This is a genomic window from Oceanobacillus phoenicis (assembly GCF_047238145.1).
In the GTDB taxonomy this organism is placed as follows: Bacteria; Bacillota; Bacilli; order Bacillales; family Amphibacillaceae; genus Oceanobacillus.
Window position 1 is genome coordinate 1,293,784 of the sequence record NZ_JBDFME010000001.1, and the last position, 14,263, is coordinate 1,308,046.

Here is a 14,263-nt window from a genome sequence, read left to right on the forward strand (position 1 = left end):
TGTGGAAAGGAGGATATCAAAATGGCAGAAGATCGAATTCTTTCATCAGTTAAGGATCAGCAGCTTGTCAGTAAGCGTCGCAATCAACTTATTAAAGGTGCCATGCGCTTATTCCAAGAAAAAGGCTTTCATCGTACAACTACAAGAGAAATAGCGAAAGAATCGGGTTTTAGTATTGGTACGTTATATGAATATATTCGTACAAAAGAAGATGTCTTATTCCTAGTATGTGAGTCGATTCATGATCAAGTTAGAGATCGAATTGCGGTTTCGGTGGAAGTAGAAAATCCTTCCTTAGAAAGTATGCGTAAGGCCATACGATCTTTCTTTTACCTCATGGATGATATGCAAGATGAAATCTTAATGTTGTATCAGGAAACGAAATCACTAAAAAAGGAAACGAGAGACTTTGTTTTGCAACAAGAAAGAGCTGTGGTCGATATAATGATTAAATTACTATCAACCTGCCTGGAAAGAAACCAAGAGGATAAAGAAATATGTCTTATTGCCAATAATATTGTCGTTGGAGGGCATATGTGGGGATTCCGACGGTGGATCATCCAAAAACAATTTACACTTGAAGAATACATTGATTTGCAAATGAAACATCTGGACCAACTTACCTAAGATTGGATGATAATCCATGAGGTGATCAACATTTTGGTGGAACGTAGAAAAACATGTAGGCGATTGGAGTAAAAGTTGAGAATTAAATTTCTCAACTTTTTATGTCTTATATGTGGAATATTGCATCTAACTTTGTTTATAATGTAAAATATGTTTATCATGTTGTAATCATCTGTAAATGCCTTGCTTTAAAACAGATAGGAAAAATCAGTCTAGGTTAGGCAGGAGTTACTGGATGATACCAACCTGGTTTATTTAACTACCAATCAGGGTTAAAGTAAGAAGACCGCTGAATAAAGTTTTATGTTAGTGTAGATGAGTCAATTTCATAGTTGTTGATACATTTAATGAAAATCAAACAGCAAATTCGGATTTTCATACAACTAATTTGATTATGAAATTGGTTCTGTAGAAATAGTTCAAATAAGAACTGGATATACAAGAAGGTACATAGGCAGTAGAATATGCCTTGATTATATTTACTAAGGGAGTGCATGAACGTGAGTTTGCAACAATTAACCCATGATGAGATTGACCATTTATCCATGATTGAGCTAGCAGCAAAAATTCTTAAAGAAGAGAACAAAGCAATAAATTATAAGGATATCTTCAATAAGATTGCTGAGCTGAAAGAATTTACTGATGAGCAAAAACAAAATATGATGGCACAATTCTACACGGATATGAATGTCGACGGTCGTTTCCTTACATTAGGATCTGGAATGTGGGGATTGAAACGCTGGTACCCAGTGGAACAAGCAGAGGAAGAAATTACCGAAGAACCGAAGAAAAAGACGAAGAAGAAAAAGAAAAAAGCAGCAGTCGTTGATGACGCTGATGATGATCTAGATGTAACAGACGATGAAATTGATGACATTGTTAGTGATTTAGGCGATGATCTCGAAGACGAAGATTTTGAAGATGATTTAGATGAAGATTTAGAGGATCTTGAAGATGAAGTCGATGAGTTAGAAGCAGATGAAGATTTAGAAGATGAAGACGATGATGATAATCCTCGTTAAGAAGTCTTGACTTTTTACAAGACAATGAGTACAATCTTTATTGGGCTCTTTGAATCGAAATACAAAGCGTTTTCCCAGTTAAATGGGGGAACGCTTTTCTTATTTTATTTTCCCCTTTAGCCATACTAGGAATAATAAAATATCATAGATAGAAAGAAGGATGAGGAACGTGACAAAGTATATCTTCGTTACTGGAGGGGTAGTATCTTCTCTAGGTAAAGGAATAACAGCAGCATCATTAGGTCGCTTACTGAAAAACCGTGGATTAAGTGTGACTATCCAAAAATTTGATCCGTATATTAATGTGGATCCTGGAACAATGAGTCCTTATCAACATGGTGAAGTATTTGTAACGCATGATGGAGCGGAAACAGACTTAGACTTAGGTCATTATGAACGCTTTATTGATATTAACTTGAACAAATACAGTAACATTACAACAGGAAAAGTTTATTCTAGCGTTATCCGTAAGGAACGTCGCGGAGATTATCTTGGTGGTACTGTTCAAGTAATTCCTCATATAACGAATGAGATTAAAGATCAAGTGTTTCGAGCAGGTGAAGCAACAGGTGCAGATGTAGTTATTACGGAAATTGGTGGAACAGTTGGGGATATTGAATCTCTACCTTTCCTTGAAGCAATTCGCCAAATAAAAAGTGATGTTGGTCGTGACAGTGTTATGTATGTACATTGTACACTCGTACCTTACATTAAAGCAGCAGGCGAAATGAAAACTAAACCAACGCAACACAGTGTGAAAGAATTACGCTCACTTGGAATTCAACCAGATGCGATTGTTTTGCGTACAGAAATGGCTATAAGCAAAGACATGAAAGAAAAGATTGCTTTATTCTGTGATATTGATGATAAATCTGTTATCGAAATGCGTGATGCGGATACACTTTATCAAGTACCGATTGCGTTACAAGAAGAAAAGCTAGATCAAATTACTTGTAATCATTTTGGTCTTGATTGTCAAGAAGCAGATATGGAAGAATGGAAGGGCCTTGTGAATAAAGTACGTAACCTGAGTAAAACAACTCATATTGGTCTTGTTGGTAAGTATGTAGAGCTTCCAGATGCTTATTTATCTGTTGTTGAGTCATTAAAACATGCTGGATACGACTATGACGCTGATGTGAAAATTCATTGGATTAACTCAGAGTTATTATCCAAAGAGCAAATCAATGAAGAACTATCTAAAGTGGATGGTGTATTAGTTCCTGGTGGATTTGGAGATCGTGGTATTGACGGAAAAATTGAAGCAATTCGTTATGCTCGTGAAAACAACATTCCATTCTTTGGAATTTGCCTAGGGATGCAATTAGCTTCTGTTGAATTCGCTCGTAACGTGGTTGGGCTGTCTCAAGCTCATTCAGCGGAAATTGATCCACATACACCGCATCCAGTGATTGATTTATTACCAGAACAGAAGGATATCGAGGATTTAGGCGGTACACTTCGCTTAGGTGCTTATCCTTGTAAACTTGTAGATGGTACAAAAGCGAAAGAAGCTTACGACGGAGCTGATGTTATTGAAGAAAGACATCGTCATCGTTATGAATTTAATAATGTATATAGAGATCAAATGTCGGAAAAAGGATTTGTATTTTCTGGTACAAGCCCAGATGGCCGCTTAGTTGAAACAATTGAAGTGAAAGATCATCCATGGTTTGTAGCTTGTCAATTCCACCCAGAGTTTACTTCACGTCCAACTCGCGCACAAAGCTTATTTAAAGGCTTTATCGGCGCTTCCGTTGAATATCGTAAAGGTCAATAAGTTTATCAAAAGGCTGTTCAAATTTTATTTGAACAGCTTTTTTTTACAAGATAAGTAAAGTATAAGAATTTGGACTTCAAATCGTTCTTAGGTAGAAACGGCTATGCAACTCCAGTACACAATCCCCCCCCCTGACTTGAAAGTCATTCATTCGAATTTATCTTTTACGTAAATTTTTTTGTTCCAACTTCCACTCTAAAAAACAGGGGCACTCGCTACGTTGCTAAGCGAGCGCTCGCGCCTTTATTCAGTCATTCAAGTGGGGGAAGAACAAAACCCCAACAGAATGAAGTTCCACTTTATAAAGTAAATACGAGCAACAGTAATTATAAGTAACTGAGAATTTTTTGCTACTATTTTCCTGTATAAATTGGTAAAATTAAAATATATTTTTACCAATTTTTAGCAATATGTTTATAAAAACTCTTTTTCGAAATAGCAGGATTATTTTTTGTAGTCATCGAATTTTATAATTACAGGAAATAACACACAGGGGGAGAATGATTATGGGAAATTCAATCTTAGTAGTAGATGATCAACCAGGTATCAGAATGTTATTAAGTGAAGTATTATCAGATAAAGGGTATGCAGTATCCCTTGCAGGAACTGGAAAAGATGCAATCGATAAGCTAAGTGAGAAATTATATGATTTAGTGATTTTAGATTATAAACTTCCTGTGTTGGATGGTAAGGAGGTTATTAAACAGATGAACTCCGATAAAAACCATACAAAGATTGTAGTAATGAGTGGAATGGCTGAAAGTATACAAGAAGAATTAGCGGACTATAAGGTTGAAAAATTAATATCAAAACCTTTTAATTTAAATGAATTGTGCGCCGATGTAGAAGACATATTAGACGATTAATAGAGATAGAATGAATCTAACTTGTTGCACCAGAGACTGGTACTTGGTATTCTTATAATGTAATAAAAATGATGATGTTTTTTATTGCTATGTAAATATAAGGAGGAACTTTTCATGCCTTTAGTATCAATGAAGGAAATGCTAGAAAAAGGTAAAGAGAATGGTTATGCAGTAGGTCAGTTTAATATAAACAACCTAGAGTATGTACAAGCTATTCTTCAAGCTGCGGAAGAAGAGAAGTCACCAGTTATTCTTGGTGTTTCTGAAGGAGCTGGAAAATATATGGGTGGTTTCAACGTAGTCGTTGCTATGGTGAAATCATTGATGGAATCTTATGGTACAACTGTACCTGTAGCAATTCATTTGGATCATGGATCTAGCTTCCAAAAATGTGCAGAAGCAATCCATGCTGGTTTTACTTCTGTTATGATTGACGGATCTCATTCTTCAATCGAAGAGAACATCGCAGTTACAGGAAAAGTTGTGGAATTAGCACAAATCCATGGCGTTTCAGTAGAAGCTGAAGTTGGAACTGTTGGTGGAGAAGAAGATGGAGTCATCGGTGGAATTAAGTATGCTGATCTAGAGGAATGTCAACGTCTTGTAAAAGAGGCAGAAATAGATTGCTTAGCTCCAGCACTAGGTTCTGTGCATGGGGAATATCAAGGTGAACCAAACTTAGGATTTAAAGAAATGGAAGAAATTCTAAATGCAGTTAATGTACCTTTAGTACTTCATGGTGGAACTGGAATCCCAACAAAGGATATTCAGAAAGCTATTTCTTTAGGAACTGCTAAAATTAATGTAAATACGGAAAATCAATTAGCTCAAACAAGAGCAGTACGAAAAACATTAGAAGAAAAACCAAACCTCTATGACCCACGTAAATACTTAGGTCCAGGAACAGAAGCGATTAAAGAAACTGTAAAAGGTAAAATGCGTGAATTTGGTTCTTCTAACCAAGCATAATAACATAATTGAAACGAAGAGCTGTACCAATGGTGCAGCTTTTCCAACAATTTTTACTAAATAAATAGCAGGGAGGATTTGTAATGAAATTTTTTATCGATACAGCTAATATTGATGATATTCGTGCAGCGAATTCATTAGGAATACTAGCAGGTGTGACAACAAACCCGAGTTTAGTTGCTAAAGAAGGAGTTTCTTTCCACGATCGTTTACGCGAGATTACAAAAGAAGTACCTGGTTCTGTAAGTGCAGAAGTTATTGCTGAAGATGCAGAAGGTATGATAGAAGAAGGTAAGGAGTTAGCGGCAATTGCTCCTAACATTACAGTAAAAGTTCCAATGACATTAGAAGGATTAAAAGCTGTTAAAGTCTTTAGTGAATTAAATATCAAAACGAATGTAACACTTATTTTTAATGCGAACCAAGCATTACTAGCGGCGCGTGCCGGTGCAACTTATGTATCTCCATTTTTAGGACGTTTAGATGATATTGGACAAGATGGAATGACTCTAATTTCTACCATCGCAGAAATTTTCGATCGACACAATGTGTCCACAGAAATTATTGCCGCATCTATTCGTCACCCACTTCATGTAACTGATGCTGCACTTAATGGGGCACATATTGCGACTATTCCTTATAAAGTATTGGAACAGCTTGTGAAGCATCCACTTACAGATCAAGGAATTCAAAAATTCCTAGATGATTGGAATAAACAGAAATAATTACATGTATTTGGTAAATTAGGAAACAATACTAAAGGTAAAGACGTTTTTAGTGAAAAATCCTACTAACAACATACAGTGTGTTCAACGAAGAACACCTCTTTAGGAATGAGGTTTTCATATGCAAAAATTATTAATTGAAGGTGGTCATGATTTAAATGGCCAAGTTCGAATAAGCGGAGCAAAGAATAGTGCAGTTGCTTTACTTCCCGCTGCAATACTGGCAGACTCAGCAGTAACGATTGAAGGTCTTCCTGAAATTTCTGATGTAGATACCTTAGGGGATTTACTTGAAGAAATTGGTGGCAGTGTTTCTAGAGACGGACAAGATATAACGATTCATCCTGAAAAGATGATGGCAATGCCTTTACCAAATGGTAAGGTCAAAAAACTTCGTGCCTCTTATTATTTTATGGGTGCAATGCTTGGTAAGTTTAACAAGGCAGTAATTGGTTTACCAGGTGGTTGTTTTTTAGGACCTCGTCCAATTGATCAGCATATCAAAGGTTTTGAAGCACTAGGTGCAGAGGTTACTAATGAACAAGGTGCGATTTATCTGCGAGCAAACGAACTACGTGGAGCGCGTATCTATCTTGACGTTGTTAGTGTTGGTGCAACGATAAATATTATGCTGGCAGCAGTAAAAGCAAAAGGAAGAACTACCATTGAGAACGCCGCGAAAGAGCCAGAAATTATCGATGTAGCAACATTACTGACGAATATGGGAGCAAAAATTAAAGGTGTAGGTACTGACGTGATACGTATCGATGGTGTGCCTTCTTTACATGGTTGTCGTCATACCATTATCCCTGATCGTATTGAGGCAGGAACGTATGCAATTGCTGCAGCAGCTAAAGGTAAAGAAGTGATAATTGATAATGTAATCCCGCAGCATTTGGAATCACTGATTGCAAAGTTACGTGAAATGGATGTAACCGTGGAAGAAAGCGACGAACAACTATATATTGCAAGAAACCGACCACTAAAGAGTGTAGATATTAAAACGCTAGTATATCCTGGCTTTCCAACGGATTTACAACAACCGTTTACTTCTTTACTAACACAAGCAAGCCATTCTGGTGTAATAACAGACACCATTTATTCCGCTAGATTAAAGCACATCGATGAGTTACGTCGAATGAATGCAGTTATTAAGGTGGAAGGTGGATCGGTTATTGTATCAGGACCGGTTCAGTTAGAAGGAGCAAAAGTAAAAGCTAGTGACCTTCGTGCAGGAGCATCACTGATAATTGCTGGTCTGTTAGCTGATGGAGTTACAGAAATAACAGGGCTGGATCATATAGATAGAGGATATGAAAAATTAACAGAAAAGTTATCAACATTAGGCGCGAAAATTTGGCGTGAAGAAATGACAGATGTAGAGATAATGCAAGATCAAAATATGTAATGCCATTTCACATATCCATAAATACTTGATGGGATGAGTATTTGATAAAGGTCTGTCCAAAAAGATAAATTTTGTACAACCTCTATTAAAAGAAAAAGGGAGATGTTTGAAATGGAAAGAAGTTTATCGATGGAGTTAGTACGTGTGACGGAAGCTGCAGCATTACAATCTGCTCGCTGGATGGGTAGAGGTGTTAAAGATGAAGCTGATGATGCAGCAACTACTGCAATGCGTACGGTATTTGATACCATACCAATGGATGGTACAGTAGTAATTGGTGAAGGTGAAATGGACGAAGCACCGATGCTTTATATCGGTGAAAAATTAGGTACTGGATACGGTCCTGGAGTGGATGTAGCAGTAGACCCGTTAGAAGGTACAGAAATTGTAGCTCAAGGAACATGGAATGCCTTAGCTGTTATTGCTATTGCTGATAGAGGAACATTATTACATGCACCAGATATGTATATGGAAAAAATAGCAGTTGGTCCAGATGCTGTTGGAAAAATTGATATTAACGCTCCAGTAGTTGATAATCTCAAGGCAGTAGCGAAAGCAAAAAATAAATCGATTGAAGATGTGGTAGCTACAGTTCTCGATCGTCCACGTCATCAAAAATTGATTGATGAGATTCGTGCTTCTGGTGCGAGAATTAAGTTAATTCCGAATGGTGATGTAGCAGCGGCAATTAATACTGCTTTTGATGATACTGGTGTAGATATTCTGCTAGGTTCTGGTGGTGCTCCAGAAGGTGTTTTAGCATCAGCGGCATTAAAATGTTTAGGTGGAGAACTCCAAGGGAAGTTATTACCATCGAATGATGAAGAAATCCAACGATGCCATGATATGGGGATTACCGATTTAAATAAAGTATTTTATATGAATGACTTTTGTAGTGGAGACGATGCTATTTTTGCTGCCACGGGTGTTACAGACGGAGAATTACTCAAAGGTGTTCAGTTTAAAGGGAAAAAAGCAACGACATCTACATTAGTAATGCGTGCAAAAAGTGGAACTGTACGTTTCATTGATGGCACACACAGTTTACAGAAAAAACCAGATCTTGTAATTAAACCATAATTTAAATACAGAAGGTGTTCTCAAAAATACGATTGTTCGTAGAATTTTAACCTCTGCAAAAACACAATCGACAGATTTTTGGGGACAGCTTTTACATTTTTAATTCCCTTTCCAAAATTTCCTCTAATATTTGACAAAAAAGTCTATTGAATCTTTACTTCTAAAAGAGTATGATAATAGATGTTTAATATAGGCAAGAATAGGTTAGTCTGGTTGAATACAACTAAGAACATAAAAACAACTTCGAATAGCTTCTGTTAAACTCAAATAATCTTCTAGTAACCTTCCAATTTAGATGGACAATCAATAGGAAATATGCGTTTTTAGTAAAAGTAAATATTTTAAAATATGTAATAAAACAAGAATTTAGACAGGCGTGGTGATTTAGTGGAAACATTAACAATCTCTAATTTAGAGACAATGACATTAAAAGAAATTTATGCGTTGGCTAAGGAGTATAAAGTTTCTTATTATGCTAAGCTGACAAAAAAAGAACTAATTTTTGCTATTTTAAAAGCACAAGCGGAAAAAGATGGTTTTTTATTTATGGATGGCATCCTTGAAATTATACCTTCAGAAGGATTTGGTTTTCTTCGTCCAATTAATTATTCTCCAAGTGCAGAAGATATTTATATTTCTGCTTCCCAAATACGTCGATTTGATTTAAGAAATGGTGATAAAGTTTCAGGTAAGGTACGTCCTCCTAAAGAAAATGAAAGATATTATGGATTACTTCATGTTGACGCAGTTAATGATGAAGATCCTGATTCATCAAAAGAACGTGTTCATTTTCCTGCATTAACAGCTTTATATCCAAATCGTACGATGCAACTTGAGACAAAGACGAATCAACTATCTACAAGAATTATGGACTTAATGACTCCAGTTGGATTTGGTCAGCGTGGATTAATTGTAGCTCCACCAAAAGCTGGGAAGACAATGTTAATCAAAGAAATTGCTAACAGTATTTCTAAAAATCATCCTCATGCAAAACTAATTATTCTATTGGTGGATGAACGTCCAGAGGAAGTAACAGATATTGAACGCTCTGTTTCAGCCGACGTAGATGTTGTTAGCTCTACTTTTGACGAAGTTCCAGAAAGTCATATTAAGGTTTCAGAATTAGTATTAGAACGTGCGATGCGTTTAGTTGAACACAAACGTGATGTAATTGTACTTATGGATAGTATTACTCGTCTAGCAAGAGCGTATAACCTAGTTATTCCTCCTAGTGGGCGAACGCTTTCAGGTGGTATTGACCCTGCAGCATTTCACCGTCCAAAACGATTCTTTGGTGCTGCACGTAATATTGAAGAGGGTGGTAGTTTTACAATTCTTGCAACTGCTCTTGTTGATACCGGATCACGAATGGATGACGTCATCTATGAAGAATTCAAAGGTACAGGTAATATGGAATTGCATCTCGATCGTCATCTAGCCGATCGACGTATTTTCCCAGCAATAGATATTATGCGTTCGGGAACACGTAAAGAAGAGTTACTAGTAGATAAAAGCCACCTCGATAAAATGTGGGCAATTCGTAAAACGATGCAGGATTCCCATGATTTCTTAGATCGTTTCTTAAAACGATTGAAACAATCGAAAAGTAATGAAGAATTTCTTCAATTAATGGGAGAAGAAATGAAACGTAAAGGGATGTCCAGATAGTTCTAATTTAATAAAATGAAAAACATCCTCTTGTTGCATTTAGAACCGGAGACTGTTATAATCTTTCTATGTGAGTTTAGAAAAGGTGTACCCAACCGCCTATGACGACTCTTACAATAACTCTGTTTCCAAGGGATTCAGGGCAAAAAGGAGCGGAAATACAATGAAAAAGGATATCCATCCAGAGTACAAAAAAGTAGTATTTCTAGATACTAGTACGAATTTCAAATTCTTGAGTGGTTCTACTAAAGGATCTGATGAAACAATTGAATGGGAAGATGGAAACACATACCCATTAATTAAAGTGGAAATCAGTTCTGATTCTCACCCGTTCTACACTGGTAAGCAAAAAGCTGATAAAGTCGGTGGACGTGTGGATCGCTTTAAGAAAAAATATAATCTTCAATAAGAATGCTACTCAACGTAAGTTTACGTTGAACGCTTCCTAAAAAAGGCAGGCAAAATGTCTAATTTTGCCTGTTTTTTTACTTTCATTATTGTTAAAATAAGCTACATATGATGACGGGATGAAATATATATCATCTACATATACTTGCGAGTGCGTGTTCAAAAGGAGGTCGTTTCAACGGACTTTTTGTGCAACCTCGTGCGAAGGAATATCTTGAGAGGGGATCTTCACATGTATGTAATGAAACAAAATGGCTGGGTAGAATTAATTTGCGGCAGTATGTTTTCTGGGAAATCAGAAGAATTAATTCGTCGAGTACGTCGTGCGACATATGCCCATATTAACGTAAGAGTGTATAAACCAGCAATCGATGATCGCTATGATGATAAAGCAATTGTGTCACATGATGGAACATCCACAATGGCACGTCCAATTCACGATGCGGTTGAAATATTAGAAGATGTTGATGAACATGTAGAAATTGTAGGTATTGACGAAGTTCAATTCTTTGATAATAATGTCGTAGATGTAATAGAAGAACTGGCAAACCGAGGTGTCCGTGTAATAATAGCAGGCCTTGATTTAGATTTTCGTGGAGAACCTTTCGAACCCGTACCAAAAATTATGGCATTAGCAGAATCCGTAACAAAATTAAATGCCATTTGTCCGATATGTGGCTCACCTGCAAGTCGTACACAACGACTTATTGACGGTAAACCAGCTTCGTATAATGACCCTATCATTTTAGTAGGCGCTTCTGAATCTTATGAACCTAGATGCAGACATCATCATGAAGTCCCTTTTCGTCCAGAAAATAATTTTGCAACGAAATCATGGGATGCCTTAAAAAGTTAATAGAAAAAATAAGAATGGATAGGTAAGTAACGAGAAAACTTATACTATCCTTTTTATGTGTTAGCTTAACATTGACGGTCAATTGACCAGGCGACTCCCATATACTATAATGATACTGTTAATCAGAAAGAGGTGTATGTCCGATGTTAGATCGTTTACAATCGTTAGAGGACAGATATAATAAATTAAATGAAATGCTTAGTGACCCGGAAGTTATCAATGATTCCAAAAAACTTCGTGAATATTCCAAAGAGCAATCTGGCTTAGAAGATGTTGTTCAAGCTTATCGTGAATATAAAGAGGTCACCGAACAATTGACGGATGCAAAAGAAATGATGGAAGATAAATTAGATGCTGAAATGTATGAAATGGTGAAATTAGAAATATCCGAGCTTAGCGGACGTAAAGAAGAATTAGAGTCCAGTATGAAGATTCTTCTATTACCAAAAGACCCGAATGATGATAAGAACGTATTTATGGAGATTCGTGGTGCAGCGGGTGGCGATGAGGCTGCTTTATTTGCGGGAGATTTATATCGCATGTATTCTCGTTATGCGGAACACCAGGGGTGGAAAATTGATGTCATGGAAGCAAGTTCTACAGGTGTAGGCGGTTATAAAGAGGTCATCTTTATGATTAATGGATCGGATGTTTATTCGAAGCTAAAATATGAAAATGGAGCTCACCGTGTGCAGCGAGTTCCAGAAACAGAATCTGGTGGGCGTATACATACTTCAACAGCAACCGTAGCTGTGCTTCCGGAAGCGGAAGAGGTAGAAGTAGAAGTGCATGATAAGGATATCCGTGTCGATACGTTTGCTTCTAGTGGACCTGGAGGGCAGAGTGTAAATACGACAATGTCTGCGGTTCGTCTAACCCATGTGCCAACCGGTATTGTTGTATCGATTCAAGATGAGAAATCACAAATAAAAAATAAAGAAAAAGCAATGAAAGTATTACGTGCACGTATCTACGATAAGTTCCAACAAGAAGCACAAGCAGAGTATGATGAAAATCGTAAATCTGCGGTTGGATCAGGAGACCGTTCCGAACGTATCCGCACGTATAATTTCCCGCAAAACCGTGTAACGGATCACCGAATTGGTTTAACCATTCAAAAATTAGACCAAATTATGCAAGGGAAATTAGATGAGTTTATCGATGCTTTAGTAATGGAAGAACAAACGAAAAAATTAGAGCAAATAGGTGAGTAATTAAATGAGCGATAAATGTTATGAAGTCCTTCAACGGGCTTCTCTTTTTTTAGAAAAGGCCGGGCGCGAGCCAAAAGTAGCAGAGATTCTCTTGTTACATCATTTACAAATAACAAAAGAACAATTGTTAATGAGATGGAGAGATCCGATTGACGAGAATACCATTAAAGCATTTGAAAAAGACATCTTTACACACGTTGAGACAGGTGTTCCAGTTCAACACTTAACGAAAGTAGAACATTTCTATGGTCGTGAATTTGAAGTAAATCAACATGTATTAATTCCTCGTCCAGAAACAGAAGAATTAGTCCAACAAGTAATCCAACAGGCGAAGACAATGGATAAACCTCTAACCATTGTCGATGTTGGGACTGGTAGTGGAGTAATTGCAATAACATTAGCGCTTGAGCTTCCTGGATCACGAGTTTATGCGACGGATATTTCGGAAAAAGCATTATCGGTTGCAAAAAGAAATGCAGATGCAATGCAAGCAGATGTAACCTTTTTACAAGGGAACTTCATAGAGCCGTTTGTGGATATGGATCAAACGGCAGATATTATTGTTTCCAATCCGCCGTATATACCTTGGTCACAATCTGATGAATTACAAGATACAGTAAAGAACTTTGACCCTGATTTAGCATTATTTGCAGAGAGTAATGGCTTAGCTGCGTATCATGCTATTTTAAGACAAATGAAAACCATGAAATTATCAGAGCAATCGATGTTAGCTTTTGAAATAGGATTTGATCAAGCTGCAACGATTACAAATATGATTAGGCAGAATCTACCTTTAAGAGAAGTATTCACAATAAAAGATATCAATCAAAAAGACAGAATTCTATTAGCGTATGTTATAAAGAGATAAAAATAGAGTTCCAAGAGTGGTTGTTAGTGGACTCTTGAAACTTTCCTATTATCTAAAGAAAAAAATAATAGGTTCATAGTATAAATAATTATCTCCTTGTCCAGACTGTTGATGAACAGATGGAAGGGAGATTTTTTAATGAAAAAGCTTTTGCTCTTATTTGGATTATTAGTAGGATTATTTTTTCTGATACCGTTAGTTGCTTTTACATCTAGTTCTTTAGAAGATGAAGGATATCAAGTTATACCAGATGAAGCGATTCGTCTTCGTATTTTAGCAAATAGTGATAGTGATAGAGATCAAGAAATAAAACACAAAGTTCGAGATGAGATTAACGAAGTTGTGACAGAATGGGTGAAAGATATTGATGATATAGATGAAGCTAGGAAACTGATTCAAACTAGAATCTCAGAACTAGAAACAGTGGTGGATGAAGTGTTAATCGAAGAAGATGAAGAAGTTGAATACGCTGTGGAATATGGCAAAAACATATCATTCCCTGCAAAATTATATGGGAACTATTTATATCCAGCTGGAGAATATGAAGCAATTCTAGTAACGCTGGGAGAAGGTTCAGGTTCGAATTGGTGGTGTGTGTTATTCCCGCCTCTATGCTTTCTCGATTTTTTCAATGGAACATCTGTGGCAGCTGAAGGCGAGGAGCAAGAAGTAGAAGAAGAGGAGACAGAAGTAAAATTCTTTTTATTTGAATGGTTAGGATGGTCATAGTTCCTCTATTATTTGCATAGACTAACATTAATTAGATGAAAAA

14 protein-coding genes are annotated in these 14,263 nt (G+C 36.6%); all 14 read left to right on the forward strand.

The window, feature by feature from the left end:
* The first annotated feature begins 21 nt into the window (after nucleotides 1-21).
* Complete coding sequence (locus tag ABC346_RS06795) at nucleotides 22-627, forward strand: TetR/AcrR family transcriptional regulator (RefSeq protein ID WP_413234130.1); 606 nt, start codon at nucleotides 22-24, stop codon at nucleotides 625-627.
* 500 nt (nucleotides 628-1,127) lie between these two features.
* Nucleotides 1,128-1,649 (forward strand): DNA-directed RNA polymerase subunit delta, encoded by a 522-nt coding sequence (gene rpoE, locus ABC346_RS06800; protein ID WP_413234131.1) that lies wholly within the window; start codon nucleotides 1,128-1,130, stop codon nucleotides 1,647-1,649.
* Nucleotides 1,650-1,818: 169 nt separating this feature from the next.
* Nucleotides 1,819-3,429: a CTP synthase gene (pyrG, locus tag ABC346_RS06805; RefSeq protein ID WP_413234132.1), complete on the forward strand. Its 1,611-nt coding sequence runs from the start codon at nucleotides 1,819-1,821 to the stop codon at nucleotides 3,427-3,429.
* A gap of 506 nt (nucleotides 3,430-3,935) precedes the next feature.
* On the forward strand, nucleotides 3,936-4,295 hold the full coding sequence (locus ABC346_RS06810; protein WP_413234133.1) for a response regulator: 360 nt from the start codon (nucleotides 3,936-3,938) through the stop codon (nucleotides 4,293-4,295).
* A gap of 114 nt (nucleotides 4,296-4,409) precedes the next feature.
* The gene (gene fba / locus ABC346_RS06815) at nucleotides 4,410-5,264 is read left to right on the forward strand and encodes a class II fructose-1,6-bisphosphate aldolase (protein WP_413234134.1); all 855 of its coding nucleotides are present in this window, start codon (nucleotides 4,410-4,412) and stop codon (nucleotides 5,262-5,264) included.
* An 83-nt stretch (nucleotides 5,265-5,347) separates the two neighbouring features.
* Nucleotides 5,348-5,989 carry a fructose-6-phosphate aldolase gene (fsa, locus tag ABC346_RS06820; protein ID WP_413234135.1) on the forward strand — a complete coding sequence of 214 codons (642 nt, stop codon included), beginning with the start codon at nucleotides 5,348-5,350 and terminating at the stop codon, nucleotides 5,987-5,989.
* Nucleotides 5,990-6,110: 121 nt separating this feature from the next.
* The gene (gene murA, locus ABC346_RS06825) at nucleotides 6,111-7,397 is read left to right on the forward strand and encodes a UDP-N-acetylglucosamine 1-carboxyvinyltransferase (protein WP_413234136.1); all 1,287 of its coding nucleotides are present in this window, start codon (nucleotides 6,111-6,113) and stop codon (nucleotides 7,395-7,397) included.
* 111 nt (nucleotides 7,398-7,508) lie between these two features.
* On the forward strand, nucleotides 7,509-8,477 hold the full coding sequence (gene glpX, locus ABC346_RS06830; protein ID WP_413234137.1) for a class II fructose-bisphosphatase: 969 nt from the start codon (nucleotides 7,509-7,511) through the stop codon (nucleotides 8,475-8,477).
* A gap of 387 nt (nucleotides 8,478-8,864) precedes the next feature.
* Nucleotides 8,865-10,145, forward strand: a complete 1,281-nt coding sequence (rho, locus tag ABC346_RS06835; protein ID WP_413234138.1) for a transcription termination factor Rho — start codon at nucleotides 8,865-8,867, stop codon at nucleotides 10,143-10,145.
* Nucleotides 10,146-10,308: 163 nt separating this feature from the next.
* A complete protein-coding gene (locus ABC346_RS06840) occupies nucleotides 10,309-10,554 on the forward strand; it encodes a type B 50S ribosomal protein L31 (protein ID WP_011067396.1) in 246 nt (81 codons plus the stop codon).
* A gap of 231 nt (nucleotides 10,555-10,785) precedes the next feature.
* A complete protein-coding gene (locus ABC346_RS06845) occupies nucleotides 10,786-11,409 on the forward strand; it encodes a thymidine kinase (protein ID WP_413234139.1) in 624 nt (207 codons plus the stop codon).
* Between the two features lie 143 nt (nucleotides 11,410-11,552).
* Complete coding sequence (prfA, locus tag ABC346_RS06850; RefSeq protein ID WP_413234140.1) at nucleotides 11,553-12,623, forward strand: peptide chain release factor 1; 1,071 nt, start codon at nucleotides 11,553-11,555, stop codon at nucleotides 12,621-12,623.
* Between the two features lie 4 nt (nucleotides 12,624-12,627).
* Entirely contained in the window at nucleotides 12,628-13,491 is an 864-nt protein-coding gene (gene prmC / locus ABC346_RS06855) for a peptide chain release factor N(5)-glutamine methyltransferase (protein ID WP_413234141.1), read from the forward strand.
* A 138-nt stretch (nucleotides 13,492-13,629) separates the two neighbouring features.
* Nucleotides 13,630-14,220 carry a stage II sporulation protein R gene (gene spoIIR / locus ABC346_RS06860; RefSeq protein ID WP_413234142.1) on the forward strand — a complete coding sequence of 197 codons (591 nt, stop codon included), beginning with the start codon at nucleotides 13,630-13,632 and terminating at the stop codon, nucleotides 14,218-14,220.
* Nucleotides 14,221-14,263: the final 43 nt, after the last annotated feature.

Excerpts from the sequence above, each read along its gene's own strand:
- ABC346_RS06795 (WP_413234130.1), top strand. The coding sequence starts at position 22 with ATGGCAGAAGATCGAATTCTTTCATCAGTTAAGGATCAGCAGCTTGTC.
- ABC346_RS06810 (WP_413234133.1), top strand. The coding sequence starts at position 3,936 with ATGGGAAATTCAATCTTAGTAGTAGATGATCAACCAGGTATCAGAATG.
- fba (WP_413234134.1), top strand. The coding sequence starts at position 4,410 with ATGCCTTTAGTATCAATGAAGGAAATGCTAGAAAAAGGTAAAGAGAAT.
- fsa (WP_413234135.1), top strand. The coding sequence starts at position 5,348 with ATGAAATTTTTTATCGATACAGCTAATATTGATGATATTCGTGCAGCG.
- murA (WP_413234136.1), top strand. The coding sequence starts at position 6,111 with ATGCAAAAATTATTAATTGAAGGTGGTCATGATTTAAATGGCCAAGTT.
- glpX (WP_413234137.1), top strand. The coding sequence starts at position 7,509 with ATGGAAAGAAGTTTATCGATGGAGTTAGTACGTGTGACGGAAGCTGCA.
- ABC346_RS06840 (WP_011067396.1), top strand. The coding sequence starts at position 10,309 with ATGAAAAAGGATATCCATCCAGAGTACAAAAAAGTAGTATTTCTAGAT.
- ABC346_RS06845 (WP_413234139.1), top strand. The coding sequence starts at position 10,786 with ATGTATGTAATGAAACAAAATGGCTGGGTAGAATTAATTTGCGGCAGT.
- prfA (WP_413234140.1), top strand. The coding sequence starts at position 11,553 with ATGTTAGATCGTTTACAATCGTTAGAGGACAGATATAATAAATTAAAT.
- prmC (WP_413234141.1), top strand. The coding sequence starts at position 12,628 with ATGAGCGATAAATGTTATGAAGTCCTTCAACGGGCTTCTCTTTTTTTA.
- spoIIR (WP_413234142.1), top strand. The coding sequence starts at position 13,630 with ATGAAAAAGCTTTTGCTCTTATTTGGATTATTAGTAGGATTATTTTTT.